The sequence below is a fragment of the Enterobacter sp. SLBN-59 genome (genome assembly GCF_024807915.1).
Lineage (GTDB): Bacteria > Pseudomonadota > Gammaproteobacteria > Enterobacterales > Enterobacteriaceae > Enterobacter > Enterobacter asburiae_B.
Genome location: NZ_JANUFI010000001.1, coordinates 2,059,168 through 2,086,074, shown reverse-complemented (window position 1 = coordinate 2,086,074; position 26,907 = coordinate 2,059,168). Strand labels below are relative to the sequence as shown.

Genomic DNA, 26,907 nt, shown 5'->3' with positions numbered 1-26,907 from the left:
CCCGTTTGCGTCTGGTCATCTAGCTTTTTATTAACAATCGCGGTATAACACACCTTCTTTGGATGTTTAGATGTCCATACGTATAGAAGGTAATATGCAAACACAACAAGAAAATGGGCAGCTTAAGCGCACCATGAAAACACGCCACCTGATTATGCTCTCGCTGGGTGGCGTGATTGGGACAGGGTTATTCTTCAATACCGGATACATCATTTCCACGACCGGGGCGGCGGGCACGCTGCTGGCGTACCTGATAGGCGCGCTGGTAGTCTGGCTGGTGATGCAGTGTCTGGGCGAGCTTTCCGTGGCGATGCCGGAAACCGGCGCGTTCCACGTCTATGCCGCCCGCTACCTTGGCCCGGCGACGGGCTATACCGTGGCGTGGCTCTACTGGCTCACCTGGACGGTGGCGCTTGGATCGAGCTTCACCGCCGCGGGATTCTGTATGCAGTACTGGTTCCCGCAGGTGCCCGTCTGGGCCTGGTGCGTGGTCTTCTGCGCGGTGATTTTTGGCCTGAACGTCATCTCGACGCGCTTCTTTGCTGAAGGCGAATTCTGGTTCTCCCTGGTCAAAGTCATCACCATCATCGCCTTTATTATCCTTGGCGGGGCGGCGGTCTTTGGCTTTATCCCGATGCAGGACGGTTCACCCGCGCCGGGGTTAAGCAACATCACCGCCGAAGGCTGGTTCCCGCACGGCGGCCTGCCGATCCTGATGACCATGGTGGCGGTGAACTTTGCCTTCTCCGGTACCGAGCTTATCGGCATCGCGGCGGGGGAAACGGAAAATCCGCACAAGGTGATTCCGGTTGCTATCCGCACCACCATTGCGCGCCTCATTATCTTCTTTATCGGTACCGTGTTTGTGCTGGCGGCGCTGATCCCGATGCAGCAGGCGGGCGTGGAAAAGAGCCCGTTCGTGCTGGTGTTTGAAAAGGTCGGTATTCCTTACGCGGCAGACATCGTTAACTTCGTGATCCTGACGGCGATCCTCTCGGCGGCGAACTCGGGACTGTACGCTTCCGGGCGCATGCTGTGGTCGCTCTCGAACGAGAAAACGCTGCCGCGCTGCTTTGCCCGCGTGAACAAAAACGGCGTGCCGCTGACGGCGCTCTCGGTTTCTATGCTCGGCGGCGTGCTGGCGCTGTTCTCCAGCGTAGTGGCCCCGGACACGGTGTTTGTCGCGCTCTCCGCGATTTCTGGCTTTGCGGTGGTGGCGGTGTGGATCAGCATCTGCGCGTCGCACTTCGTTTTCCGTCGCCGTCATCTGCAGTCCGGGCAGCCGCTCTCTGCGCTGCAGTACCGCGCGCCGTGGTATCCGCTGGTGCCGGTGCTCGGTTTTATCCTCTGCGTGGTGGCCTGTGTCGGCCTGTGGTTTGACCCGAGCCAGCGCATTGCCCTTTATTGCGGGCTTCCGTTTGTCGCCCTGTGTTATGGTGCGTACTACCTGACCCGAAATATGACATCGCAGGAGCCTGAACATGTCGCAGAATAACCCGCTTACCGCCATCCTTGAAAAACAGCCGTTTGTGGTGCTGGATGGCGCGATGGCGACGGAGCTGGAAGCGCGCGGCTGTAACCTGGCAGACAGCCTCTGGTCAGCCAAAGTGCTGGTGGAAAACCCGGAACTCATTCGCGAAGTGCATCTCGATTACTACCGCGCGGGCGCGCAGGTGGCGATCACCGCCAGCTATCAGGCCACGCCTGCGGGCTTTGCGGCGCGCGGTCTGGACGAGGCGCAGTCCCGCGCGCTGATCGGTAAAAGCGTGGAGCTGGCGCGTAAGGCGCGCGAAGCGTATCTGGCTGAAAACCCGCATGCGGGCACGCTGCTGGTGGCGGGCTCCGTGGGGCCGTACGGCGCGTATCTGGCGGATGGCTCAGAGTATCGCGGCGACTACGTGCGCAGCATCGAGGAGTTTACTGCCTTCCACCGCCCGCGCGTGGAAGCGCTGCTGGATGCGGGCGCTGACCTGTTGGCCTGCGAAACGCTGCCTTCGTTTGTGGAGATCAAGGCGCTGGCGGCGCTTCTGGCCGGGTACCCCCGCGCCCGGGTGTGGTTCTCGTTCACCTTACGCGACAGCGAACACCTGAGCGACGGCACGCCGCTGCGCGAGGTGGTCAGCGCGCTGGCAAACTCTCCGCAGATTGTCGCGCTGGGCATTAACTGCATCGCCCTGGAAAACACTACGGCGGCGCTGAGGCATCTGCAAAGCCTGACGTCGCTGCCGCTGGTGGTCTATCCGAACTCGGGCGAGCATTATGACGCGGTAACCAAAACCTGGCACCACCACGGCGAAGCGTGCGAGACGCTGGTAGGGTATCTGCCGCAGTGGCTGGAAGCCGGCGCGAAGCTGATTGGCGGATGCTGTCGCACCACGCCGAAAGACATTGCTGAGCTGAACGCGCAGCGCTGATACCCTCACCCTGACCCTCTCCCACGGGGAGAGGGAAAAAAACAACCGCACAAAACCAACTATCCTTTCCCGCTTTTTATCTAAAAACGAATCGTTATGAGCGATTCATTTTTATTCCTTTATCAAAATTCCCGCGCCGGAAATACTGCCCTCATAACAACAAGGGGAGCAGACATTATGGCAATTTCATCGCGAATCACACTTCTCGGCGCACTGGCGCTGTGGGCATTTCAGGCGCAGGCGGTGGACGTCACCGTCGCGTATCAAACTTCTGCGGAACCGGCGAAAGTCGCGCAGGCGGACAACACCTTTGCCAAAGAGAGCGGCGCGAAAGTCGACTGGCGCAAGTTCGACAGCGGGGCGTCCGTCGTGCGTGCGTTAGCCTCCGGCGACGTGCAGATCGGCAATATCGGCTCCAGCCCGCTGGCGGTTGCGGCCAGCCAGCAGGTGCCGATCGAGGTTTTCCTGCTCGCCTCGCAGCTCGGTAACTCTGAAGCGCTGGTGGTGAAGAAAAACATCACCAAACCGGAAGATCTGATCGGCAAACGCATCGCCGTGCCGTTTATCTCCACCACCCACTACAGCCTGCTGGCGGCGCTCAAACACTGGGGCATCAAGCCGGGTCAGGTACAAATCATCAACCTGCAGCCGCCGGCGATTATCGCCGCCTGGCAGCGCGGGGATATTGACGGGGCTTACGTCTGGGCTCCGGCAGTGAACGAACTGGAAAAAGACGGCACCGTGCTGACCGACTCTGAAAAAGTGGGCCAGTGGGGCGCGCCAACCCTCGACGTGTGGGTCGTGCGCAAAGACTTTGCCGAGAAACATCCTGAGGTGGTGAAAGCCTTCGCCAAAAGCGCGATTGACGCCCAGCAGCCGTATATCAGCAACCCGGATGAATGGCTGAAGCAGCCCGCCAACCTGGAAAAACTCTCCCGCCTGAGCGGCGTGCCGGAAGCGGACGTGCCGGGGCTGGTGAAAGGCAATACCTATCTGACGCCCGCGCAGCAGGTGCAGCAGCTGACCGGGCCGGTGAACAAAGCGATTGTGGATACCGCCACCTTCCTGAAAGAGCAGGGCAAAGTGCCTGCGGTAGCGGCGGATTACAGCCAGTACGTGACCGATCGTTTTGTGAAATAAGGAGTCCGCCATGCTGAATATTACGAACCTGTACGCCGATTACGGTGGTAAGCCCGCGCTGGAGGATATCAACCTGACGCTGGACAGCGGTGAGCTGCTGGTGGTGCTGGGCCCGTCCGGGTGCGGAAAAACCACGCTGCTGAATCTGATCGCCGGGTTTGTCCCTTATCAGCATGGCACTATTCAACTGGAAGGCAAAAAGGTGGAAGGCCCGGGCGCCGAGCGCGGCGTGGTCTTCCAGAACGAAGGGGTGCTTCCCTGGCGCAACGTGCAGGAAAACGTGGCGTTTGGGCTACAGCTTGCGGGCATCAACCGCGAACAGCGGCTGGAAACGGCGCGGGCGATGCTGAAAAAAGTGGGGCTGGAAGGGGCGGAAAAACGCTTTATCTGGCAGCTTTCCGGCGGCCAGCGTCAGCGCGTCGGTATTGCCCGCGCGCTGGCCGCGAATCCGCAGCTGTTGCTGCTGGACGAGCCGTTCGGGGCGCTGGATGCCTTCACCCGCGAGCAGATGCAAACCCTGCTGCTGCGCCTGTGGCACGAGACGGGCAAGCAGGTGCTGTTGATTACCCACGATATCGAAGAGGCGGTGTTTATGGCGACGGAGCTGGTGCTGCTCTCGCCGGGGCCGGGCCGCGTGCTGGAGCGCTTGCCGCTGGATTTCGCCCGCCGCTACGTCGCGGGAGAGCCCGTGCGCAGCATCAAATCCGATCCGCTGTTTATCGAACAGCGTGAATACGTTTTAAGCCGCGTGTTTGAACAACGGGAGGCTTTCTCATGAGCATCGTCTTCAGTGAAAAAACGCGCCGCACGCGTCTGGCGCTGCGCTGGCCTTTCTCGCGCCAAATCACGCTGAGCGTCGGTACGCTGCTGGTGCTTCTGGCGGTGTGGTGGGCGGTTGCTGCCCAGCAGTGGGTCAGCCCGCTGTTTCTTCCGCCGCCGGGCCAGGTGCTGGCCAAACTCATTACCATCGCCGGGCCGCAGGGCTTTATGGATGCCACGCTCTGGCAGCATCTTGGAGCCAGTCTGGCGCGTATTCTGGTGGCGCTTCTGGCAGCGGTAATTATCGGGATACCGGTCGGGATCGCGATGGGCTTAAGCCCGACGGTGCGCGGCATTCTCGATCCGCTGATTGAGCTTTACCGTCCGGTGCCGCCGCTGGCCTATCTGCCGCTGATGGTGATCTGGTTCGGCATCGGTGAAACGTCAAAAATCCTGCTGATTTATCTGGCCATTTTCGCCCCGGTTGCCATGTCGGCGCTGGCTGGCGTGAAGAGCGCCCAGCAGGTGCGGATCCGCGCGGCGCAGTCGCTGGGGGCCAGCCGCACGCAGGTGCTGCTGTTCGTGATTTTACCGGGCGCGCTGCCGGAGATTTTAACCGGGCTGCGCATCGGCCTTGGCGTGGGCTGGTCCACGCTGGTGGCGGCAGAGCTGATTGCGGCCACGCGCGGCCTTGGCTTTATGGTGCAGTCGGCGGGAGAGTTCCTGGCGACTGACGTGGTGCTGGCAGGGATCGCGGTGATTGCCGCGATCGCCTTTGGATTAGAACTGGGGCTGCGCGCGTTACAGCGTCGCCTTACGCCCTGGCATGGAGAAATACAATGAGTGAACGTCTGACCATTACCCCGCTGGGGCCGTACATTGGCGCGCAGGTGTCGGGCCTGGATGTGACCCGTCCGCTGAGCGATAACCAGTTCGAGCAGCTGTACCACGCGGTGCTGCGTCATCAGGTTGTTTTCCTGCGCGAACAGGCGATCACCCCGCAGCAGCAGCGCGCGCTGGCCCTGCGCTTTGGCGATCTGCATATCCACCCTGTCTATCCGCATGCGGAGGGGGTGGAGGAGATTATCGTTCTGGACACCCACAACGATAACCCGCCGGACAACGACAACTGGCATACCGACGTGACCTTTATCGAGACGCCGCCCGCCGGGGCCATTCTGGCGGCGAAGCTGCTGCCGGAAACCGGGGGTGATACGCTGTGGACCAGCGGGATTGCGGCGTACGAGGCGCTCTCCGCGCCGTTCCGGACGCTGCTGAGCGGGCTGCGGGCGGAGCACGACTTCAAAAAATCGTTCCAGGAGTACAAGTACCGTAAAACGGAAGAGGAGCATCAGCGCTGGCAGGAGGCGGTTGCGAAACATCCTCCATTGCTGCACCCGGTCGTGCGGACCCATCCGGTCACCGGCAAGCAGGCGCTGTTCGTGAACGAAGGGTTCACGACGCGCATTGTGGATGTGACGGAGAAAGAGAGCGAGGCGCTGTTAAGCTTCCTCTTCGCGCATATCACCAGGCCCGAGTTTCAGGTGCGCTGGCGCTGGCAGGAGAATGACCTGGCGATCTGGGATAACCGCGTGACGCAGCACTACGCCAATGCGGACTATCTTCCGCAGCGCCGGATTATGCAGCGGGCGACGATCCTGGGGGATAAGCCGTTTTACCGTGCGCCATGATCCCCTCACCCTAACCCTCTCCCCAAAGGGGCGAGGGGACTGCCCGGTGCGGTTTTCACCCTCTCCCTGTTAGGGAGAGGGCTGGGGTGAGGGTATTAAATGCGCCTCTATATACCGCTGATACCGGTTCGCCTTCAGGTAACACAAATCCACCAGCACCAGTCCGTCGACGCAGTCGTTAAACGCCGGGTCGCTGCCAAAATCAATAAACTGCACGCCGCCGGGTTCACACAGCTCGGAATACTGCTTGTAGAGCGGCGGAATGCCGCAGCCCAGATTACCGAGCAGGGATTTCAGTTTTGTCAGGTCGTCCACGTAATCCATGCCGCCAAACTGCGCGAGCACGTCCGGCAGCGATGCGGGATACGGCTGACGTGACGCGGCGAGCGGATGCGTTGCCGGGAACCACAGGCGATAAAAGGCCACCAGCAGATCCCGCGCGGCAGGCGGTAAGCCGCCGGAAATGGAGACCGGGCCAAACAGGTAGCGGTAGTTCGGATAACGCGCCAGGTAGGCCCCAATGCCGGACCATAAATAGTCCAGGCCACGGCGTCCCCAGTAGCGCGGCTGAATAAAGCTGCGCCCCAGCTCAATACCGTGCTCCAGCACGTCCTGCATTTTGTCGTCGTAGTGGAACAGGCTATAGCTGTACAACCCTTCCAGACCGCGACGTTCAACCTGTCTGGCGGTCGGCATAAAGCGATACGCGCCGACGATCTCCAGATCCTCATCATCCCACAGGATCAGGTGCAGATAATCATCATCGTAGCAGTCGGTGTCACGGCGTTTGCCGCTCCCTTCCTCGACCGCGCGAAAGGCAATCTCTCGCAGGCGGCCCAGCTCGCGCAGCAGCGGGGCGTCTTCCTGACCGTTGCGCTGCCAAAGATAGATGGTTTTACCGTCGCTGGTATTGCCCAGACATTCGGCCTGCGCCAGCGCGCGTTTCAGGGTGGCCCGGTCTTCCGGACGGGCAATGGCGCACTGGGTTTTAAAGACGCCAGGCAATCCCTTGCCAAGACGCATCACGTGCTGACGGCACTGTTCGGCCATCTCACGCGACGAAAGGGTGGCGCTGTGCCAGTGATGCCAGGCAATCTGCTGGCCGATTTTAATCGGCAGCTGGCTATGGCGGCGGCGGAACATCTGCTGCATCAGCAGCAGCATCGACAGCGTCGGGGAGACCAGCGTGCTGGCATAGAAGAGCAGGCTGTTATGCGCCTGAATATGCACCGGCAGCAGCGGGGCGCGCAGCTTGCTGGCGAGTTTGATAAAGCCAGAGTGCCATTTTTTATCGCGAATGCCCTTGCGCGTGGGGCGGGAAACTTCTCCGGCCGGGAAGAAGATCAGCACGCCTGCGTTTTGCAGATGCTGTTCCATCTGCACCAGCGACGATTTCGCCGTCCTGCCGCCCATATTGTCCACCGGAATAAACAGCGAGCTGAGGGGCTCAAGGTGGGTCAGCATCCGGTTGGTCACGACTTTAACGTCGCGTCGCACGCGGGAGACGGCGTACATCAGCGCCAGGCCGTCCAGCGTACCCGTCGGGTGGTTGGCAATAATGACCAGCGGGCCATGTTCGGGGATTTGTTCAAGATCGCGGGCGGAAACGGTGCAGAGAATATCAAGGTGTTCCAGAACTTGCTCCACCATATCCAGTCCTTTCAGGTGGCGGTGTGCTGCGGCAAATTGCTGAAACTCGTCTTCGTAAAACAGTCTTTTTAACAGACTTTTTTGCCAGGGTGCAGGCCTCGCCTGAGGCCAAAGATCGTCGAGAACGCTATCGAGGCTAAACATGGTTACTCCTCCTGCCGTCTTGCGAAGACAGTAGAAGGCGCAGATGTCGGTTGTATTGCAGTTTGGTGAAGATTAGAGCAGGCCGGGTAAGGTGAAGCCGCTACCCGGCGCTAGAGCGGATTAACGCAGGATTTTCTTCTCGGCCAGATCCAGCGCGAAGTAGCTGAAGATCAGATCCGCGCCTGCGCGTTTGATGGCGCCGAGGCTTTCGAGGACCACTTTCTCTTCGTCAATCGCACCGGCCAGCGCGGCGAATTTGATCATCGCGTACTCGCCGCTGACCTGGTAAGCGCCCAATGGCAGCTCGGTGCGCTCGCGGATGTCGCGCAGGATATCGAGATACGCGCCCGCTGGTTTCACCATCAGGCAGTCTGCGCCCTGGGCTTCATCGAGCAGGGATTCGCGAATCGCTTCCCGACGGTTCAGCGGGTTCATCTGATAGGTTTTACGATCGCCCTTCAGCGCCGTACCGGCCGCTTCGCGGAACGGGCCGTAGAAGGAGGAGGCAAATTTGGTGGAGTAAGACATGATGGCGGTGTCGGTAAAGCCCGCCGCGTCCAGCGCCTGACGGATCGCCTGAACCTGTCCGTCCATTGCGGCAGAGGGCGCGATGAAGTCCGCACCCGCAGCGGCAGCCACGACCGCCTGTTTGCCGAGGTTCAGCAGGGTGGCATCGTTATCGACACCGTGATCGCACAGCACGCCGCAGTGGCCGTGAGAGGTATATTCGCAGAAGCAGGTGTCTGACATTACCACCATTTCCGGCACGGTCTCTTTGCAGATGCGCGACATGCGGGCAACGAGGCCATCTTCTTTCCACGCGTCGCTGCCGGTGGCATCGGTATGGTGAGAGATGCCGAAGGTCATCACCGAGCGGATCCCCGCGTTGGCGATGCGTTCAATCTCACGCGCCAGATATTTCTCCGGAATGCGCATTACGCCCGGCATGGCTTCGATGGCTTTGTAGTCATCGATCTCTTCTTCGACAAAAATCGGCAACACCAGATCGTTTAAGGTCAGGGTTGTCTCTTCAAACATAGCGCGCAGTGCAGGTGACTTGCGCAGGCGGCGGGGACGTGCAATTAAATCGGTCATGGTATGCCTGATGTTTGTGGAACAAAGAAGGCTAGTGTACCTCAAAGTGAAGACAGGTGTTTTGGTAAAAATGGGCATTTTATTTTTGTAAAATGTGATGGGTCTGACTTTCTGGCATCAATATATAATGCAGGGCAGTATAACGCCGAAATGGAGATGAGTTATTCATATTGTTTTTATATTAAATAGAAAACATCATTGAAAATGATTCATTATATATTTTTATATGTTTCTTATTGTTGTGTCTGTATTTTAATGCTTTGTTTTTATAATATTTATCTGTAGTGACAGATGCTTTCTCGGTTTTGATGTGTTATTAGTCTGGATACGGACTTAATGGAAACATTCATTGAACCTTTTCGAAATGAAAATGCATAATTCCCTCCGCAATTAAACATTGCAAAATCATTGATGGACAAACTTGCTTACGTCCCTGAGGAGGGATGACCCAATGCAAACATGGAAAAAGAAACTCGTTGTATCTCAACTTGCATTAGCCTGCACCCTGGCTATCGCTTCTCAGGCCAATGCGAAGGATATTTCCGGTACGACATATAATACATTCGGATACGATAATACCGCTTCCACTCCCTGGTATTATGGCTATGCCGACTGGGATTACTCAGACGCGACCCACGACGGCGATATTTATCCGGTGATTAATAAAAGCACCGTGAATGGTGTTATTTCAACATATTATCTGGATGATGGCATCAATGGGCGGGCGAATGCGTTAAGCATTTCCAACAGCACCATTAATGGCATGATTACCTCTAAGTGTATGACCTCCTCGTGTGCTGAAGGCCTGGATACCGATGGCACCAACCATTCTCAATACGATCGTTTTAGCCTGACCGTAGATAATTCCACCATTAACGATACCTATGAGCATTATGCGTATGACGTCGTGAATGGGGAAAATACGGAAAGACACTATCTGGACACGTATAATCTGGGTAATGCGATTACCCTGGATGTAGAGTCCGATATTGTTATCCAGAATAATTCCCACATTGCCGGTATTACCCTGACGCAGGGTTATCAGGAGTCGGATAACACTCCTTACGACGGTGTTGAAGGCGTAGCCAACAGCAGCAACGTATTTACCGACACGCTGGTGGTGAAAGACTCCGTTCTGACCTCAGGCGCGTACAGCGATCTGGGAACCAGCGGGTTCTACGGTCAAACCGCGAAACCGAGCGACTACGGTGAAACGAATGCCACGGCAGCGGATGATGCGGCGCTGATCGTTGCCGCTAGCGCGTCTGATAACGCGATGCAGACCACTGCCACGTTCGATCATTCCACCGTTACTGGCGATATTCTGTTCTCCAGCACCTTCGACAACAACTTCTATCCGAACGGCGATCCGGCAACGGATACGACTGCAGACGGTGTCTATAACCCAACCACCAACGGCTGGGATGGCACCGATAAGCTGGATGTCACCCTGACCAACGGCAGCAAATGGGTCGGTGCAGCACAGTCCAGCGTCGAGGCTATCGGCCCAGCGCAGATGTATGGCCTGGGCTACAGTAACGTAGACTGGAGTAGCTTATCCCCTAACAGCATTTGGCCGGATTCCATTTATGACAGCAACGGACACGTTGCGGGTGAAGCTGTGTATCAGAGCGGGCTGTTTAACATCGCGCTGGATAACGGCTCTGAGTGGGATACCCGCAAGCTTTCAAACATCGACACGCTGACGGTAAACAACCAGTCTCAGGTTAACGTTGAAGACTCTGATCTGCTGGCGGACTCCATCACCCTGACCAATGCTTCATCAATGAATATTGGAGACAGCGGTGCTGTGGCGACCGACCATCTGTATCTGGACAGCTATAGCCGTGCGGCACTGACGGAAGAAACGTCCCAACTGTATGCCAACACCATCACCGTGGATAACGGTGCTGAGCTGGCGCTGGGGCTGGGTCAGGTTGATACGCATAATATGGAACTGACCGATGGCGGGGTGCTGAACGTTGCCAGTCGTGATTACGTCCTGAACAGCGATCTGAACAACGCACGCTATATCACTAACGATAAGTACAATGCCGATTACGACTATGGCGTTGTGGCGATTAACTCAGATGGCCATCTGTCAGTGAACGGTGATGTTGCAGGTAACTACCAGGTGCGCATCGACGATGCGACCGGTGCCGGTTCCGTTGCCGATTACAAAAACAAAGAGATTATTCGCGTCTATGACAATAACGCGGATACCACAGCCAGCTTTACTGCCGCAAACAAAGCCGATTTAGGTGCTTACACCTATCAGGCGCAGCAGCAGGGTGACGCCGTTGTCCTTCAGCAGAAAGAGCTGACTGACTCTGCCAACATGGCGCTGAGCATCCCATCTGCCAATACCAATATCTGGAATCTGCAGCAGGATACCGTCGGCACGCGTCTGACCAACAGCCGTCACGGCCTGACGGATAACGGCGGGGCGTGGGTGAGCTACTTCGGTGGCAACTTCGACGGTGACAATAGCGTTATCAGCTACGATCAGGACGTGAGTGGTATTATGGTGGGTCTGGACACCCAGATTGACGGTAATAATGCAAAATGGATCGTCGGTGGGGCGGCAGGTTTCGCGAAGGGTGATATCAGCGATCGTACCGGTCAGGTCGATCAGGATAGCCAGACAGCGATGATCTATGCGTCAGCGAAGTTCATGAACGATCTGTTCCTCGACAGCTCCCTGAGCTACACCCGCTTCAACAGCGATCTCTCTGCCAACATGAGCAACGGTAAGTATGTTGACGGCAATACCACGAATGATGCTGTTGGTTTTGGGCTGAAGCTGGGCTATGACTGGAAACCAAACCTCTCTGGCTACGTTACGCCATATGCAGCCGTATCTGGCCTGTTCCAGTCTGGCGATGATTATCGTCTGAGCAATGACATGCGCGTAGATGGACAATCATACGATAGCCTGCGTTATGAACTCGGTGTTGATACGGGTTACACCTTCAACTACGGCGGCGAACAGGCTCTGACGCCTTACTTCAAACTGGCCTACGTCTATGACGATGCCGATAACAATGCCGATATTAACGGTGACAGCATTGATAACGGCGTGAAAGGCTCCGCTGTGCGGGTAGGGCTGGGCACCCAGTTTAGCTTCACGAAGAACTTCAGTGCGTACACCGATGCCACTTATCTGGGCGGCGGCGACGTTGATCAGAACTGGGGCGCAAATCTGGGCGTGAAATATACCTGGTAATGAATAAAAGCGGGGGAGTGGTTATCTCCCCCGCTTTTTATAGAAGCAATAAAAATAATATTGGACCGACAAATACGGATGACTTGAGGTCTGCATGAACGTTAATGCGAAACCGCTTTCTGAATTACGCCGGCTCGAACAGTATTTAACAGCGGCCAGTACCCCTTTTACATGTGCGCCCCAGCAATTAATTACGTCAGGCGAATGGAATGAGCCTTGTACGATCGTATTACAAACCGGCGTTATTGAGGTTTATCGAACTTCTGATGAATTGCTGGTGGGGATTGCGACTGCCCCTTTTATATTCGGGCTATCTACGGTGGTGATTAATCACTCTCACGAATACAGGGTGATTGCTAAAACGGCCTGTACCGGTTTTTATTTGCCCACGGAAACCACCCGTCAACTCATCCAGCAGTATTCACTCTGGAAAGAGGCCTTCTGCTGGTTATCCTGGATAACTTACATTCTTGAGAAACGCGATAAGCAGCTGGTGGGAAATAATTCCTATCACCAGATCCGCTCGATGCTGCTGAATATGGCGGAATGGGATGAAACGCTGCGTTCAAAAATCGGTGTGATGAATCATATTCAACAGAGCACACGAATTTCACGCTCCGTTGTTGCCGAGGTGCTTGCCGCCCTGAGGCAGGGAAACTATATCAACATGAGCCGGGGCAAGCTGGTCAGCATCAACCGCTTGCCCACGGAATATTAAAATTAGTTAGACGCGGTGAGAACCTGGGCTTTATTGGCGCTCAGTTCAGCCACTAAGTTATTAATCCCGTCACTCATATTGACGAAACGCGTATGCGGGGAGCGGGTGACCACCACAAATGCGCCCACGTTTGACTGCGGGATCATGGCCATATAGGTGATGAATCCGCCGCCGCCGCCGGTTTTCTGAATAATACCCGGACGGCCATTTTTCGGAGCCATATAGACCCAGCCCATACCGAGCGCGTCGGCTTTACCCGGCACGTCCATCCCGATGACGCGTTGCAGCTGAGTGCGCTGATAAATCAGGGTCTGCATGCGATCGGCCTGGCTGCTGCGTGCGTAGAAATCTGAGGAAAGGAACTGTTGCATCCAGCGCATCATGTCGCCAGGTGTGGAATAGACCCCGCCGCTGCCCACGGCCGCCAGCGTATTATTACAGGGGCTAGCGCCTTTCTCCGCCACCATCAGGCGACGACACTGATCCGGAGACGGGGTAAAGGTGGTGTCTTTCATACCCAGCGGACGGGTTATCTGCTCTTCAAAAAGCTGCGTGTAGGGTTTACCAGCCGCCGTTGAAAGGGCGTCCGCCAGCAGGTCAAAGGCCAGGTTTGAATAAGAGGCCTGCGAACCCGGCGCCGCCTTCAGCGTGGCGGTGCTCAGGTAGCTCCAGCGCTGGTCGCGCGTTGGCCAGACAAATACGTCACGGTGCGCCGCCCCGCCTGGCTGCTCACGCGGCAGGGCGCTGGTGTGGGTGGCAAGGTTCACAAGCCGAATCGGCGTACCCTGCCAGGTTGGAACCCGGGCGCCTGGAGGCGCGTATTTGCTGAGCGGATCGTCGAGTTTTACCACGCCCTGATCGAGCAGTTTCACCAGCATTTCGCTGGTCATCAGCTTGGTTAAGGACGCGATGCGAATAACGGAATCCAGCTGCGGGTGAACGTTATTTCCTGGGCGCGTCTCGCCAAAGCTGCGGAACACACGCTGGTTGCCGTCGATGACGACCATCGCCATCCCGGTCGCACCGCTGCCGTAATAGATAAGGTTCGCGTAGCGGTCGGCAATATCTGAAGCTAAAACGGGTGCCGTCAGCGGTTGGGCTGCCTGGGCGGTAGAAAAGCTCACCGCACACAGCGCGGCAAAAGAGAGCAGACAACGTTTCAACGAAAAGCATCCATGAAGTGAATGAAGAAAGTAATGGGTATTTATACTACTAATCGGTACCGCGCAATGCCCCGAATTGCATAACGATAGCGAGAAAAACGTAACCATGGGTAAATATGAACAATTTACTGACGAGCCATCTCCCATTTTGTGACATCGGGCTTATGATAGGCACCAGTGTCACTCAATCTTACGGAGAACGGTATGTCTGAGAAGCGTGTGGTTATGGTTGTCGATATGCAGAACGGGGTATTTGAAACCCCTCGTCATCAGCGCGAAAAATGTGTCTCTCTGATCAACCAGCTTACGCAGGCAGCCGACAAGGTCATTTTTATTCAGCATACCGAGGCAGGGGGCCTGGAAGAGGGAAGTGAAGGGTTTGCGCTACTGCCTGAACTCCATCAGCCAGCTGACGCGCTATATGTGACCAAAACCGCCTGTGATGCCTTCTATAACACCGTGCTTGAGGCGCTGCTGCGTGAGCAGGGCATTCGCGAGTTTGTCATCTGCGGCTGCGCCACCGATTACTGCGTCGATGCGACGATCAAGAACGGCGTCAGCCGGGGTTATCACATCACCGTGGCGGAAGATGCCCATACTACCGCCAATCGCCCGGCGGCAGATGCGCGGATCCTGATTAACCACCACAACGACGTCTGGCGTAACTTCATCGCGCCGGCGAATCCTCTCGCGGTGAAACGCACCGAAACAATTCTCGAAAACTGGAAAGCGAACTAATAATCAACCCTCGGGTCTGACCTTTTTGCCTGAGTCGGGAGGCTGGCTCGGGCAGGTTTTTCGTGTGGTAACGTGTTGTGCACAGCAACAGCCATAACAACAAGAAGGAAGCATTATGTTTAAGTCTTTTTTCCCAAAGCCGGGGCCTTTTTTCCTGTCGGCATTTATTTGGGCACTCATCGCTGTCATTTTCTGGCAGGCGGGCGGCGGCGCATGGCTGACGCGCATCACGGGAGCAACGGGCGAGGTGCCGATTAGCGCGGCGCGCTTCTGGTCGCTCAGCTATCTACTGTTTTACGCCTACTACACGGTGTGCGTAGGGCTGTTTGCCCTGTTCTGGTTTATGTATTCTCCGCACCGCTGGCAGTACTGGTCTATCCTCGGCACATCGCTAATTATCTTTGTCACCTGGTTCCTCGTGGAGGTGGGCGTGGCGGTGAACGCCTGGTATGCGCCGTTCTACGATCTGATCCAGACCGCGCTGAGCTCGCCGCATAAGGTGACCATCAACCAGTTCTATCATGAAGTCGGCGTCTTCCTCGGTATCGCCCTTATTGCGGTGATTATCGGCGTGATGAACAACTTCTTCGTCAGCCACTACGTTTTCCGCTGGCGTACCGCGATGAACGAACATTATATGGCGCACTGGCAGCACCTGCGGCATATCGAAGGTGCCGCACAGCGTGTGCAGGAAGACACCATGCGTTTTGCCTCCACCCTTGAAGACATGGGCGTCAGCTTTATCAACGCCATCATGACGCTAATCGCCTTCCTGCCGGTGCTGGTGACGCTCTCGGCGCACGTGCCGGATCTGCCGATTGTCGGCCATATTCCTTATGGTCTGGTGATTGCCGCGATCGTCTGGTCGCTGATGGGCACGGGCCTGCTGGCGGTGGTGGGGATCAAACTGCCGGGCCTGGAGTTTAAAAATCAACGCGTGGAAGCCGCTTACCGTAAAGAACTGGTTTACGGCGAAGATGACGCCAACCGCGCCTCGCCGCCAACCGTCCGCGAGCTGTTTGGCGCCGTGCGTCGTAACTACTTCCGACTCTACTTCCACTATATGTATTTCAACATTGCCCGTATTTTGTATCTGCAGGTGGATAACGTTTTCGGTTTGTTCCTGCTGTTCCCGTCGATTGTTGCGGGTACGATTACGCTCGGTCTGATGACGCAGATCACCAACGTTTTCGGTCAGGTTCGCGGGTCGTTCCAGTACCTGATCAGCTCCTGGACCACCCTGGTAGAACTGATGTCCATCTACAAACGTCTGCGCAGTTTTGAACGTGAGCTGGACGATCGTGACCTGCAGGAAGTCACCAACACATTTAGCTAATACAGGAAGTTGCTATGTCTTTTGCCGTACCGCGCGCGTTACCGTTGTCCTTGCTGGCCGCTCTTGTGCTGGCAGGCTGTGCCGAAAAAGGGGCCGCTCCGCTCAAAAAGGGGGAGAAGCCCGTCGATGTGGCGAGCGTTGTGCGGCAGAAAATGCCCGCCAGCGTGAAGGATCGCAACGCGTGGGCAGATGCGCTGGCAAAAACCTTTGAAAGCCAAAAGATCGCGCCGACCGAGGAGAATATCTGCTCGGTGCTGGCGGTGGCGCAGCAGGAGTCGATGTACCAGTCAGACCCGGTGGTGCCGGGCCTGAACAAAATTGCCTGGAAAGAGATCGACCGCCGCGCGGAATCCATGCATATCCCGGTTTTCCTCGTGCATACCGCGCTTAAAATCACCTCGCCGAACGGCAAAAGCTACAGCGAACGGCTGGACGCGGTGAAAACCGAAAAACAGCTTAGCGCCATCTTTGATGATTTCATCAGTATGGTCCCGATGGGGCAGAAGCTGTTTGGCTCGCTGAACCCGGTACATACCGGTGGCCCGATGCAGGTGAGCATTGCGTTCGCGGAGAAGCATACCGACGGCTACCCGTGGAAAATCGACGGTACGGTACGTCAGGAGGTCTTCTCCCTGCGCGGTGGGCTGTGGTTCGGCACGTATCATCTGCTGAACTATCCGGCGAACTACAATGAGCCGCTGTACCGCTTTGCCGACTTTAACGCGGGCTGGTATGCCAGCCGTAATGCGGCATTTCAGAGTGCGGTCAGCCGCGCAAGCGGCGTCAAGCTCGCACTGGACGGCGATCTCATCGCTTACGGCAGCAGCGAGGCGGGAAGCACCGAGCTGGCAGTACGGAAATTATCCACCACGCTCGGCTTGAGCAATAGCGACATTCGCCGTCAGCTTGAGAAAGGCGACAGCCTGGCCTTTGAGAAAACGGATCTGTACAACAAGGTGTTTGCGCTTGCGGAGCAGAAAAGCGGGAAAACGTTACCGAGGGCGATCCTGCCGGGGATCCAGCTGGAAAGCCCGAAGATCACCCGTAACCTGACCACCGCATGGTTCGCAAAACGCGTGGACGATCGCCGGGCTCGCTGTATGGGGCTTTAACGGCGACGGCGAAAGCGCAACACTAACGCCACAACGCCCAGAATCATACATCCCGCGAGGAAGGGGATCAGGCCGAACAGGGTGCTGACGCCAAAGCCAATCTCAACTCGCGGGCGTCCGTTATCCTGCACCTGCATCAGGTGTTCATAAACGCCCGGCGCATGGACCAGCATATTGAGCAGCTGTGAGCCGGCCCAGAAGCAGAACAGGACAAACAGGGCATAAGCGATATTACCCGCCGTGGAGGTTTTTGGTTTGCCGCCAAAAATCGGTTTCGACAATGTAAAGTCAGCCATGTTGACCTCCCGTGGTATCACTCTGTTTTAATACGCGTCTTACGGGGTGAGTTTGACAGGTCATCGCATTTGTCAATATCAGAATCGTGGTAATTTACGCTCAGGAATTCTCCTGGATTGCCGATTTCTGCAGCACATCACAATTTCGTCACTTAAGTGAAATTGCGTCGCGTTTCAGAATTTCCGTATCTGCCACAGACCTGGCCGTAAAACTGTGAGAGGATGTCTTTTTTTCCTGCCGGAGTTGTTATGAAGCTCACGTCCAAACTACGCCGTGACTGGCACTACTACGCCTTTGCTATCGGGCTGATCTTTATTCTTAACGGTGTCGTGGGCCTGTTGGGGTTTGAAGCAAAAGGATGGCAAACCTATGCCGTCGGGCTGGTGACCTGGGTGATAAGTTTCTGGCTGGCGGGGTTGATTATCCGCCGTCGTCCTGAAGAGACGACAGCGGATGAGGCGAAGCGCGCCGATTAACCGTTTACGGAACTTTTAAGCGCGCTGTCGGCGGCGTGACGCTCCAGCGCCAGTTCGATCAGGCGGGTGATCAGTTCCGGGTAGCTCAGGCCGCTGGCCTGCCACAGTTTCGGATACATGCTGATGTTTGTGAACCCCGGCAGCGTGTTGATTTCATTGATCACCACTTCGTTTTCCGGCGTCAGGAACACATCCACGCGCGCCATGCCGCAGCAGCCGAGCGTCTGATAAGCGCGAATGGCGATCGCCCGGATCTTATCGTTAATCGCCGGATCGATATCCGCAGGAACGACAACCTGCGCGCCTTTGTCATCAATGTATTTGGTGTCGTACGAGTAGAAGTCGCTGTTTAAGACCACTTCGCCGCAGGTGCTCGCCTGTGGGAAATCGTTGCCCAGCACGGCGCACTCAATTTCACGGCCTTTGATGCCCTGCTCAACCACCACTTTATGGTCGAACTCAAACGCCAGACGGACGGCCTGCGTGAACTCTGCTTCGCTGGTGACTTTGCTGACGCCCACGGAGGAGCCCTGGTTTGCCGGCTTCACAAACAGCGGCAGACCCAGCTCTCCGCTAATTTGCGCGAAGCTGTGCTTGTCGCGGTTGGCGCGGGTGAGGGTCACGAATGGCGCAATATTCAGCCCGGCATCGCGCAGAAGGCGTTTGGTGACGTCTTTGTCCATGCACGCGGCAGAGCCGAGGACGTCCGAGCCGACGAACGGCAGGTTGGCCATGCGCAGCATCCCCTGCAGGCAACCATCTTCGCCCAGGGTGCCGTGAACGATAGGGAAGACAACGTCGATCTGGGCGAGTGCCTGCGCGTTGCCGGCGTCGATGAGCTGCCCCTTCACGACGCCGGGTACGGTGGCGACGCTCACTTCCGAAGGATTAAGGGCGATGTGCGCCGGATCGTGAGCATTCAGCAGATACTGGCTGGCATCGTTAACGTGCCACTGGCCCTGTTTATCAATGCCCAGCAGCACGACGTCGAAACGGCTTTTATCGATCGCATCGACGATATTTTTGGCCGATTGCAATGACACTTCGTGCTCCGCTGATTTTCCCCCAAAGACAATACCTACGCGCTGCTTAGCCATCTCACTCTCTTCCAGTCTGACGAAAAGCCAATAACATACCACGATGCCCGGCGGGTTTCGCGGCCTTCTGCCATAATGTTTTGGGGAATGTTGAGGGGGGAGAGTGAAAGGAAAAACGCTGCTGACCGTTTTCATCATTGTGGCCGTTGCAACGGTGGGTTACCGCTGGTTGCCGCCTTACTACAACCCTTTTATGCCGCTGACGCTTGACGACCCGCCGGGCCGTATCACCCAGTATAAGCTTCGGCGCCTAACACCCCAGGCGTGCGCAAGCCTGCTTTCGCAGGCTAACCAAAGAGCTCTCATCCGCACCCAGCCGGTGGCCGACAGCGGCGGCGCGTGTCCGCTCAACAACGTTGTGCGCGTGCGTGACTTCGGCTCGGTCGGCCTGAACAGCAGTTTTCTTGCCAGCTGTCCGCTGGCGCTCAGCTCTGCGCTGTTTATCAGCCAGCAGGCCCGGCCGTTGACAAAACGCTATACGGGCAGCGACCTGACGCGTATAGATCATCTCGGCAGCTTTGCCTGCCGCAACATTTACCACCGCCCTGATGCGCGACGCAGTGAGCATGCCACGGCGGAGGCGTTGGATATCGCCGCCTTTCGGCTGGCGAACGGGGAGCGCATCACGGTACTGAACGGCTGGAAGGCGGCAACAACGCATCCATGGCTGAAGGCCATGCTGGCGGCAAGCTGCGGCTACTACGGAAACGGCCTGGGGCCGGAGTATAACGCGGCGCATGCCAACCATTTTCATCTGGGAATGCGCGGTTTCGGACTCTGTCGGTGAAGCATAATATTCCGCCAGAAAATGGATGAATTGTGACTTATTTCACAAATATGATGACTGGGAAGATAAAACACCAAAGTCAGTCGGGCCGCATCTCTGGTGCGACGTCAAAACGCGTAACTTGCTAATCTGTAGGCGAATTCGCCTAAAAATGAAGACTATTTCTTTATGGAATCCTGGAAAGTTAATCTCATCTCGGTCTGGTTCGGCTGCTTCTTTACCGGGCTGGCCATTAGCCAGATCCTGCCGTTCCTGCCGCTGTACGTCTCGCAGCTGGGGGTGACCTCGCATGAAGCGCTCTCCATGTGGTCCGGCCTGACGTTCAGCGTCACGTTTCTGGTCTCCGCCATTGTGTCACCGATGTGGGGCAGCCTGGCGGATCGGAAAGGCCGAAAACTGATGCTGCTGCGCGCCTCGCTCGGGATGGCGATTGCCATTCTGCTCCAGGCCTTCGCCACCAACGTCTGGCAGCTGTTTTTCCTGCGTGCGGTGATGGGGCTGACGTCCGGGTACATTCCGAATGCCATGGCGCTGGTCGCCTCTCAGGTGCCGCGCGAGCGTAGCGGCTGGGCGCTGAGTACGCTCTCCACGGCCCAGATCAGCGGCGTCATCGGCGGTCCGCTGCTGGGCGGTTTTCTGGCGGATCACGTCGGGCTGCGCGCGGTATTTATCATCACCGCGATCCTGCTGGTGGTCAGTTTTCTGGTCACGCTCTTTCTTATCAAAGAGGGAGGCCGCCCGGTTATCAGTAAATCTGAACGCCTGAGCGGCAAGGCCGTCTTCGCCTCGCTGCCCTATCCTGGACTGATGATCAGCCTGTTTGTGACCACTATGGTTATCCAGCTTTGTAACGGTTCGGTCGGTCCGATTCTGGCGCTGTTTATCAAGTCGATGGAGCCGGAAAGTACAAATATCGCTTTTCTGAGCGGCATGATTGCCGCCGTGCCGGGCGTATCCGCTCTGATTTCCGCGCCGCGTCTGGGAAAACTGGGTGACAGGATCGGCACGGCGCGCATCCTGATGGCGACGCTGATCTTTGCGGTCGTGCTCTTCTTCGCGATGTCGTTTGTCACCTCTCCGCTTCAGCTTGGCGTATTGCGATTCCTGCTCGGGTTTGCTGATGGTGCAATGTTGCCTGCAGTGCAGACCCTGCTGGTTAAATATTCCAGCGACCAGGTGACGGGGCGTATTTTTGGATATAACCAGTCATTTATGTATCTGGGGAATGTTGCCGGTCCGCTTATTGGCGCATCTGTTTCCGCGATGGCCGGTTTTCGTTGGGTATTTGCGGCCACGGCGATTGTCGTTTTAATCAATATTATCCAGCTGGCTATTGCGCTGCGTCGCCGCAGACAAATGGCGGAAGCGAAATCGGCGAGATAATCGTTTCGTTGATGTATTATATATTCTTATGGTAGCCGCATTTTTATATAACAAAATGCGGCGCTTCTTTATAGAAAAACGTTTCGCTCACCGCGGCGGTCCTTTATTTTCATTCCTGCATCACTTTTGCATACCATAATAAATTTCTTCTCTTTGCATTATGGATTCAGAATGCTAACTTCAGACAAAACTGAAAAAGGAACTGGCACGATGAAAAATCTCATTGCTGAATTGCTGGTCAAGCTGGCACAAAAGGAAGAGGAGTCAAAAGAGCTGGTAGCCCAGGTCGAAGCGCTGGAAATTGTGGTCACCGCGCTGCTGCGACAAATGGCGAAAACCGATCAACAGGCGTTGATTGAGAGCGTGGAAGGCGCGCTGGACAGCGTCAGGCCTGAATCGCAGGTTCCGGTTGAGGATGCCGAGATGCTCCACCAGTACGTAAAGAAGCTGTTAAGGCATCCGCGCAGCTAAACCGTCACAGGACGTAACGACGTGTCATAGAATTGTCATGCAGGATGCCTATAGTCGCTCTGTTTTTATTTTTATGTATTTGTACATGGAGAAAATAAATTGAAACAGAGCGCACTTTTCATCGCATTACTTCCCCTGTTAATTACCCCTGCCATTTATGCCGATACTGCCCAAACCAGCGTGCTGGATAATCGCGCGGCAAAAGGGGATATCACCCAGCCTGGCGGCGCACGCCGTTTATCAGAAGATCAAACTGCCGCTATTCGCGCTTCGCTGAATGATAAGCCGGCGAAAAATATTATTCTGCTGATTGGCGATGGAATGGGGGATTCCGAAATCACGGCGGCGCGAAATTATGCCGAGGGTGCGGGCGGCTTTTTTAAAGGCATCGACGCATTACCGCTGACCGGACAATATACCCATTACGCGCTGGATAAAAAAACCGGTAAACCGGATTACGTCACGGACTCCGCGGCCTCTGCTACGGCGTGGTCCACCGGCGTGAAAACCTATAATGGCGCACTGGGTGTGGATATTCACGAAAAAGATCATCAAACCCTTCTGGAGATGGCAAAAGCGGCGGGCCTGGCGACCGGCAACGTCTCCACCGCTGAACTTCAGGATGCAACGCCCGCGGCGCTGGTGGCGCACGTGACCTCGCGTAAATGCTACGGTCCGTCAGTGACCAGCGAAAAATGCCCGACGAACGCGCTGGAAAAAGGCGGCAAAGGCTCGATTACGGAACAGCTGCTGAACGCGCGTCCTGACGTGACCCTGGGCGGCGGCGCGAAAACCTTCGCAGAAACCGCAACGGCGGGCGAGTGGCAGGGCAAAACGCTGCGCGAGCAGGCGCAGGCCCGCGGCTATCAGCTGGTGAGTGACGCAAATTCTCTGGCAGCCATCACCGAGGCGAACCAGGACAAGCCGCTGCTGGGGCTATTCTCTGACGGCAACATGCCCGTGCGCTGGGAAGGACCAAAAGCCTCTTATCACGGCAATATCGATAAACCTGTCGTAACCTGTACGCCTAACCCGAAACGCACGGACAGCGTACCGACGCTGGCGGCGATGACCGATAAAGCCATCTCTCTGCTGAGCAAGAGCGAAAAAGGGTTCTTCCTGCAGGTTGAGGGCGCGTCGATTGATAAGCAGGATCATGCGGCGAATCCGTGCGGCCAGATTGGCGAAACCGTCGATCTGGACGAAGCGGTGCAGAAGGCGCTTGAGTTCGCGAAAAAAGACGGCAACACCCTGGTGATCGTCACCGCGGACCATGCCCATGCCAGCCAGATCATTCCGGCAGATACTAAAGCCCCGGGCCTGACGCAGGCGCTGAATACCAAAGATGGCGCCGTTATGGTGTTGAGCTACGGCAACTCTGAGGAAGAGTCCATGGAGCACACCGGCACCCAGCTGCGCATTGCAGCCTACGGTCCGCACGCGGCAAATGTGGTAGGCCTGACCGATCAAACGGATCTGTTCTACACCATGAAGGCGGCGCTGGGTCTTAAATGATAAAATCCCGGCGGAAATCACATCTGTCGGCTGGTTTTTTTCCTGTCACGAACCAGACTTACAGGGAATGTTCACAAAAGGATGGTGCAATGAAAACAACATTACTGGTTACTCTGCTCTCCGGCCTGTTCCTGGTCGCATCGGCGAACGCGGAAGAGAAAACGCTAACGCCGCAACAACAGCGTATGACCACCTGTAATCAACAGGCGACGTCGCAGAGTCTGAAGGGAGATGCTCGCAAAACCTACATGAGCGACTGCCTTAAAAATGGCGCCGCGAAGCCGGCTGAAAAAAGCCTGACGCCGCAGCAGCAAAAAATGCGCGAGTGTAATGCGAAAGCAACCGAACAGTCCCTGAAGGGGGACGACCGCAGCAAGTTCATGAGCGCGTGCCTGAAGAAAAAAGTGTAGTTCAAACGGGTGAGCGGCTTCGGCGGCTCACCCGAAATTTCATACTTTCCCCGCAGACCCCCTCTCTATAATTTGGGAAAATGTTTCAGAATATTCCCAAAAATGATGAATGATGAAACGTATTACAACAAAAAGCGCATTCGGGAAGAGTGGAATTTAACCCTTTCTCAGGATGACCCTCACCGCGCCGGCATTCAGTTTGCCCGGCGAGTTCGGCTGGCGCGCGCCGTCGGGCTGGCGGCGATGTTTTTCCCCGTTGCGGGGATGCTGGTCACCCATTTTTTACCCGGTGGCTGGTGGCTTTTACTGGTGGGATGGTCGTTCGTCTGGCCCCATTTTGCCTGGCAGCTGTCCTGCCGCGCCGCTTCACCTCATCAGCAGGAAATTTTCAATCTTAAAATCGATGCCATTATCGCCGGGCTCTGGATCGGCGTGATGGGGATGAATGCGTTACCCACCGCAGCGCTGGTGATGATGGTGGGGATGAATATGATGGGTTCCGGCGGCTGTCGTCTGTTTATCCCGGGGATCGCGTTGACGCTGCTCTCCGCGCTGGTGACCCTGCCACTCGTCGGGAAAGTGGCCGTCTTCAACCCCGACCTCGTGGAGTGGGGCTTAACGTTACCCGTGCTCGTGCTGTATCCCATGCTGTTTGCCTGGCTCAGCCACCGAACCGCCGTCAGGCTTGCGGAACATAAGCAGCGGCTGGAAATGATGAGCACCCGCGACGGGATGACCGGGGTCTTTAACCGTCGGCACTGGGAAATGCTGCTGCGAAATGAATTTGAGCATTGTCGGCGCGACCACAGCACCGCCACGATACTGCTGATTGATATCGACCACTTTAAAAACATCAACGACACCTGGGGGCACGACGTGGGCGACGAGGCGATCATTGCTATTACGCGTCAGCTCCAGCGGTCGGTACGGTCAGGCGATGCGATCGGTCGGTTTGGCGGGGATGAGTTTGCGGTGATTATGTCGCAGACCGCGGCGGAAAGCGCCATCGCCGTGATGTCGCGACTGCATGAGCGGCTGGAAAAACTGACGTTGCCGTGCGCGCCAAAAGAAGCGCTGCGCATCAGCGTAGGCGTTGCCCCCTGGGGGCCGCAGTTTGGACATTATCGGGAATGGCTGAAGGCGGCCGACGTGGCGCTGTACAGGGCGAAAAATGCCGGGCGCGGCCGCACCGAAGTGGCCGCCTGACGCCCGGTCAGAAATCAGGATTTACTCAGCTTCTCTGATTTTTCCATGCATTTTGCCATCGCTTCAATGACGGCCGAGCGGAATCCGCGCTCTTCCAGCACCCGCACCGCTTCAATGGTGGTACCGCCCGGGGAGCAGACCATATCTTTCAGTTCACCCGGGTGTTTGCCGGTTTCCAGCACCATTTTGGCGGAGCCCATGACGGCCTGCGCGGCGAACTTATACGCCTGCGCGCGCGGCATTCCGCCAAGCACGGCGGCGTCGGCCATCGCTTCTAAAAACATGAACACATAGGCAGGGGCTGAGCCACTCACGCCGACCACCGGATGGATCATCGATTCGGCAATCACTTCTGCTTCACCGAAGCAGCGGAAAATATTCAGCACGTCGGCCACTTCTTCTGTGGTCACCAGCGCGTTAGGCGTGACGGAGGTCATGCCGGCATTGACCAGCGAGGGGGTGTTGGGCATGGCGCGGACGATTTTACGATCGTGACCCAGCGCGCGCGCCAGCTGATCGAGCGTGACGCCTGCGGCAATCGACACGACCAGCGTCTCTTTATTCAGGCTGGAGGTGATATCGCTCAGCACTTTGATCATGATGTTCGGCTTGACGGCGCCAAAGACGATATCGGCGACCTGGGCGACTTCCTGCGCGCTTTCGGCGGCGTTGATCCCATATTGATCGCGCAACTCGGCGACTTTGTCCGGTGACGGGGTATAGACCCAAATCTGACCCGGCAGCACCTGCCCGCTGGCGATCAGACCGCCCAGGATGGCTTTGCCCATGTTACCGCAGCCGATAAACCCGATTTTCTTGTCCATCACGATTCTCCGTCATTATGCGTTGTTTTCTCTGATTGATAGCTTAACAACGAAATGCAGGCGACAATAGTCGGCAGAGTCATTATGGGGAGACAATATGGCGATTTGGGTTGATGCGGACGCGTGTCCGAACGTGATTAAAGAGATTTTATTTCGCGCCGCCGAGCGCGTTCAGATGCCGCTGACGCTGGTGGCGAACCAGAATATTCGCGTACCGCCTTCGCGGTTCATTCGCTCCTTGCGCGTGCCGGCCGGGTTCGACGTGGCGGATAACGAAATTGTTCGCCTGTGCAGCGCGGAGGATCTGGTGATCACGGCGGATATTCCGCTGGCTGCCGAAGTGCTGGAGAAAGGGGCGGCGGCGCTCAATCCGCGCGGGGAGCGTTACTCGCCTTCGACCATTCGGGAAAAGCTCACCATGCGCGATTTCATGGATACGATGCGGGCCAGCGGCGTGCAGACCGGTGGACCGGACAGCCTGTCCCAGCGCGATCGCCAGCAGTTCGCTGCCGAGCTGGATAAATGGCTGCTGGAAGTGAAGCGCCGCACAGCGTAATGATAATTATTGTCAATTTGTGGTACAGTGTGGCCTCCACAGGGTTGTCATCCCGTACCGCTTTGCAGTAAAGTAATCGCAACATCTTCTGCAATTATTTCTTTACACTCTTCAGCCATTCGGCATCAAGGGGAACACCTGGCATGACCCAACCCATCTTTTTAGTTGGCCCCCGCGGCTGTGGGAAAACCACCGTTGGCCTGGAGCTGGCACGCGTGTGTCATCGCCAGTTTGTTGATACCGACCACTGGCTGCAAACCGAGGCCGGAAAAACCATCGCCGAGATTGTTGAGCAAGAGGGATGGGAGAGCTTTCGCGCGCGCGAAACCGCCGCGCTGAAAGCGGTCACCACCCCGTCTGCCGTGATCGCGACCGGCGGAGGCATCGTTCTGGCGGAGTGCAATCGCCACTTTATGCGCGAAAAGGGGATTGTGATTTATCTCAGCGCGCCGGTGTCGGCTCTGGTAGGGCGTCTGGAAGCTTTTCCGGAAGAGGGGCAACGCCCTGCGCTGACTACCAGGCCGCTCAGCGAAGAGGTGAGCGAAGTGCTGGCCGAACGCGATGCGCTATACCGCGAAGCGGCTCACCATGTGGTGGATGCGGCAGCCTCTCCCGAAGACGTTGTGATTCAGATTATTACCGCCCTGCGTTTGGCTTGTGCCAGCTAACCGGCGTCTATACTTATAGCTCAGACATAAA

At 56.6% G+C, this 26,907-nt stretch carries 26 protein-coding genes; 20 read left to right on the top strand and 6 right to left on the bottom strand.

Going from position 1 to position 26,907, the window contains the following annotated elements; genetic code table 11:
- Positions 1 to 94: 94 nt before the first annotated feature.
- From mmuP to tauD, 6 genes are all read left to right on the top strand, one after another.
- A complete protein-coding gene (gene mmuP, locus M2422_RS10015) occupies positions 95 to 1,495 on the top strand; it encodes an S-methylmethionine permease (protein WP_032661626.1) in 1,401 nt (466 codons plus the stop codon).
- Positions 1,482 to 2,414: a homocysteine S-methyltransferase gene (gene mmuM, locus M2422_RS10010; RefSeq protein WP_048975100.1), complete on the top strand. Its 933-nt coding sequence runs from the start codon at positions 1,482 to 1,484 to the stop codon at positions 2,412 to 2,414. The genes mmuP and mmuM overlap by 14 nt, the downstream gene beginning before the upstream one ends.
- Positions 2,415 to 2,591: 177 nt before the next feature.
- On the top strand, positions 2,592 to 3,554 hold the full coding sequence (gene tauA / locus M2422_RS10005; RefSeq protein WP_023293188.1) for a taurine ABC transporter substrate-binding protein: 963 nt from the start codon (positions 2,592 to 2,594) through the stop codon (positions 3,552 to 3,554).
- 10 nt (positions 3,555 to 3,564) lie between these two features.
- Positions 3,565 to 4,332 carry a taurine ABC transporter ATP-binding subunit gene (gene tauB / locus M2422_RS10000; protein ID WP_259140536.1) on the top strand — a complete coding sequence of 256 codons (768 nt, stop codon included), beginning with the start codon at positions 3,565 to 3,567 and terminating at the stop codon, positions 4,330 to 4,332.
- Positions 4,329 to 5,156, top strand: a complete 828-nt coding sequence (tauC, locus tag M2422_RS09995) for a taurine ABC transporter permease TauC (RefSeq protein ID WP_010427972.1) — start codon at positions 4,329 to 4,331, stop codon at positions 5,154 to 5,156. Before tauB ends, tauC begins: the two co-directional genes overlap by 4 nt.
- Entirely contained in the window at positions 5,153 to 6,004 is an 852-nt protein-coding gene (gene tauD / locus M2422_RS09990) for a taurine dioxygenase (RefSeq protein WP_033144732.1), read from the top strand. Before tauC ends, tauD begins: the two co-directional genes overlap by 4 nt.
- A 69-nt stretch (positions 6,005 to 6,073) precedes the next feature.
- Here the strand turns inward: tauD and M2422_RS09985 are convergent, their stop codons facing one another.
- The gene (locus tag M2422_RS09985) at positions 6,074 to 7,798 is read right to left on the bottom strand and encodes a lysophospholipid acyltransferase family protein (protein WP_048978958.1); all 1,725 of its coding nucleotides are present in this window, start codon (positions 7,796 to 7,798) and stop codon (positions 6,074 to 6,076) included.
- A 120-nt stretch (positions 7,799 to 7,918) separates the two neighbouring features.
- On the bottom strand, positions 7,919 to 8,893 hold the full coding sequence (gene hemB, locus M2422_RS09980) for a porphobilinogen synthase (protein WP_028017695.1): 975 nt from the start codon (positions 8,891 to 8,893) through the stop codon (positions 7,919 to 7,921).
- A 451-nt stretch (positions 8,894 to 9,344) separates the two neighbouring features.
- Here hemB and M2422_RS09975 point away from each other — a divergent pair, with 451 nt between their 5' ends.
- Together M2422_RS09975 and M2422_RS09970 are read left to right on the top strand one after the other, a co-directional pair.
- The gene (locus M2422_RS09975; protein ID WP_064673468.1) at positions 9,345 to 12,119 is read left to right on the top strand and encodes an autotransporter outer membrane beta-barrel domain-containing protein; all 2,775 of its coding nucleotides are present in this window, start codon (positions 9,345 to 9,347) and stop codon (positions 12,117 to 12,119) included.
- Between the two features lie 94 nt (positions 12,120 to 12,213).
- Entirely contained in the window at positions 12,214 to 12,837 is a 624-nt protein-coding gene (locus M2422_RS09970) for a helix-turn-helix domain-containing protein (RefSeq protein ID WP_033144736.1), read from the top strand.
- A 2-nt stretch (positions 12,838 to 12,839) separates the two neighbouring features.
- Here the strand turns inward: M2422_RS09970 and ampH are convergent, their stop codons facing one another.
- Positions 12,840 to 14,000, bottom strand: coding sequence for a D-alanyl-D-alanine-carboxypeptidase/endopeptidase AmpH (ampH, locus tag M2422_RS09965; RefSeq protein ID WP_039263885.1), 1,161 nt, complete (start codon positions 13,998 to 14,000; stop codon positions 12,840 to 12,842).
- Positions 14,001 to 14,204: 204 nt separating this feature from the next.
- Here ampH and M2422_RS09960 point away from each other — a divergent pair, with 204 nt between their 5' ends.
- From M2422_RS09960 to M2422_RS09950, 3 genes are all read left to right on the top strand, one after another.
- On the top strand, positions 14,205 to 14,738 hold the full coding sequence (locus M2422_RS09960; RefSeq protein ID WP_033144738.1) for an isochorismatase family protein: 534 nt from the start codon (positions 14,205 to 14,207) through the stop codon (positions 14,736 to 14,738).
- 115 nt (positions 14,739 to 14,853) lie between these two features.
- The gene (gene sbmA / locus M2422_RS09955) at positions 14,854 to 16,074 is read left to right on the top strand and encodes a peptide antibiotic transporter SbmA (protein WP_033144739.1); all 1,221 of its coding nucleotides are present in this window, start codon (positions 14,854 to 14,856) and stop codon (positions 16,072 to 16,074) included.
- 14 nt (positions 16,075 to 16,088) lie between these two features.
- Entirely contained in the window at positions 16,089 to 17,186 is a 1,098-nt protein-coding gene (locus M2422_RS09950; RefSeq protein WP_045400611.1) for a DUF1615 domain-containing protein, read from the top strand.
- Here M2422_RS09950 and M2422_RS09945 read toward each other — a convergent pair.
- Positions 17,183 to 17,482 (bottom strand): DUF2755 family protein, encoded by a 300-nt coding sequence (locus M2422_RS09945; protein WP_008503287.1) that lies wholly within the window; start codon positions 17,480 to 17,482, stop codon positions 17,183 to 17,185. The two genes, M2422_RS09950 and M2422_RS09945, sit on opposite strands and share 4 nt — an antisense overlap.
- A 249-nt stretch (positions 17,483 to 17,731) precedes the next feature.
- Here M2422_RS09945 and M2422_RS09940 point away from each other — a divergent pair, with 249 nt between their 5' ends.
- A complete protein-coding gene (locus M2422_RS09940) occupies positions 17,732 to 17,959 on the top strand; it encodes a DUF2754 domain-containing protein (RefSeq protein ID WP_033144741.1) in 228 nt (75 codons plus the stop codon).
- On the opposite strand, the gene ddlA is transcribed toward M2422_RS09940, so the two are convergent.
- Positions 17,956 to 19,056, bottom strand: coding sequence for a D-alanine--D-alanine ligase (ddlA, locus tag M2422_RS09935; protein ID WP_064673467.1), 1,101 nt, complete (start codon positions 19,054 to 19,056; stop codon positions 17,956 to 17,958). The genes M2422_RS09940 and ddlA overlap by 4 nt on opposite strands.
- A 103-nt stretch (positions 19,057 to 19,159) precedes the next feature.
- Between ddlA and M2422_RS09930 the strand changes: the two genes are divergently transcribed.
- The 6 genes from M2422_RS09930 (at position 19,160) to adrA (ending at position 24,828) form a co-directional block, all read left to right on the top strand.
- Positions 19,160 to 19,843, top strand: coding sequence for an extensin family protein (locus tag M2422_RS09930; RefSeq protein ID WP_064673466.1), 684 nt, complete (start codon positions 19,160 to 19,162; stop codon positions 19,841 to 19,843).
- Between the two features lie 168 nt (positions 19,844 to 20,011).
- A complete protein-coding gene (locus M2422_RS09925; protein ID WP_039263891.1) occupies positions 20,012 to 21,226 on the top strand; it encodes a multidrug efflux MFS transporter in 1,215 nt (404 codons plus the stop codon).
- Between the two features lie 210 nt (positions 21,227 to 21,436).
- Positions 21,437 to 21,697 carry an anti-adapter protein IraP gene (gene iraP / locus M2422_RS09920; protein WP_024906786.1) on the top strand — a complete coding sequence of 87 codons (261 nt, stop codon included), beginning with the start codon at positions 21,437 to 21,439 and terminating at the stop codon, positions 21,695 to 21,697.
- A gap of 99 nt (positions 21,698 to 21,796) precedes the next feature.
- Complete coding sequence (gene phoA, locus M2422_RS09915) at positions 21,797 to 23,212, top strand: alkaline phosphatase (protein ID WP_064673465.1); 1,416 nt, start codon at positions 21,797 to 21,799, stop codon at positions 23,210 to 23,212.
- A gap of 89 nt (positions 23,213 to 23,301) precedes the next feature.
- The gene (gene psiF, locus M2422_RS09910; RefSeq protein WP_023334671.1) at positions 23,302 to 23,622 is read left to right on the top strand and encodes a phosphate starvation-inducible protein PsiF; all 321 of its coding nucleotides are present in this window, start codon (positions 23,302 to 23,304) and stop codon (positions 23,620 to 23,622) included.
- A gap of 102 nt (positions 23,623 to 23,724) precedes the next feature.
- Positions 23,725 to 24,828 carry a diguanylate cyclase AdrA gene (gene adrA, locus M2422_RS09905; RefSeq protein ID WP_047061223.1) on the top strand — a complete coding sequence of 368 codons (1,104 nt, stop codon included), beginning with the start codon at positions 23,725 to 23,727 and terminating at the stop codon, positions 24,826 to 24,828.
- Positions 24,829 to 24,842: 14 nt separating this feature from the next.
- On the opposite strand, the gene proC is transcribed toward adrA, so the two are convergent.
- Positions 24,843 to 25,652 carry a pyrroline-5-carboxylate reductase gene (gene proC / locus M2422_RS09900; RefSeq protein WP_023310536.1) on the bottom strand — a complete coding sequence of 270 codons (810 nt, stop codon included), beginning with the start codon at positions 25,650 to 25,652 and terminating at the stop codon, positions 24,843 to 24,845.
- A gap of 97 nt (positions 25,653 to 25,749) precedes the next feature.
- On the opposite strand from proC, the gene M2422_RS09895 reads away from it, so the two are divergent.
- Positions 25,750 to 26,208, top strand: a complete 459-nt coding sequence (locus tag M2422_RS09895) for a YaiI/YqxD family protein (RefSeq protein ID WP_010428006.1) — start codon at positions 25,750 to 25,752, stop codon at positions 26,206 to 26,208.
- 143 nt (positions 26,209 to 26,351) lie between these two features.
- Positions 26,352 to 26,876 (top strand): shikimate kinase AroL, encoded by a 525-nt coding sequence (gene aroL, locus M2422_RS09890; protein WP_064673464.1) that lies wholly within the window; start codon positions 26,352 to 26,354, stop codon positions 26,874 to 26,876.
- Positions 26,877 to 26,907: the final 31 nt, after the last annotated feature.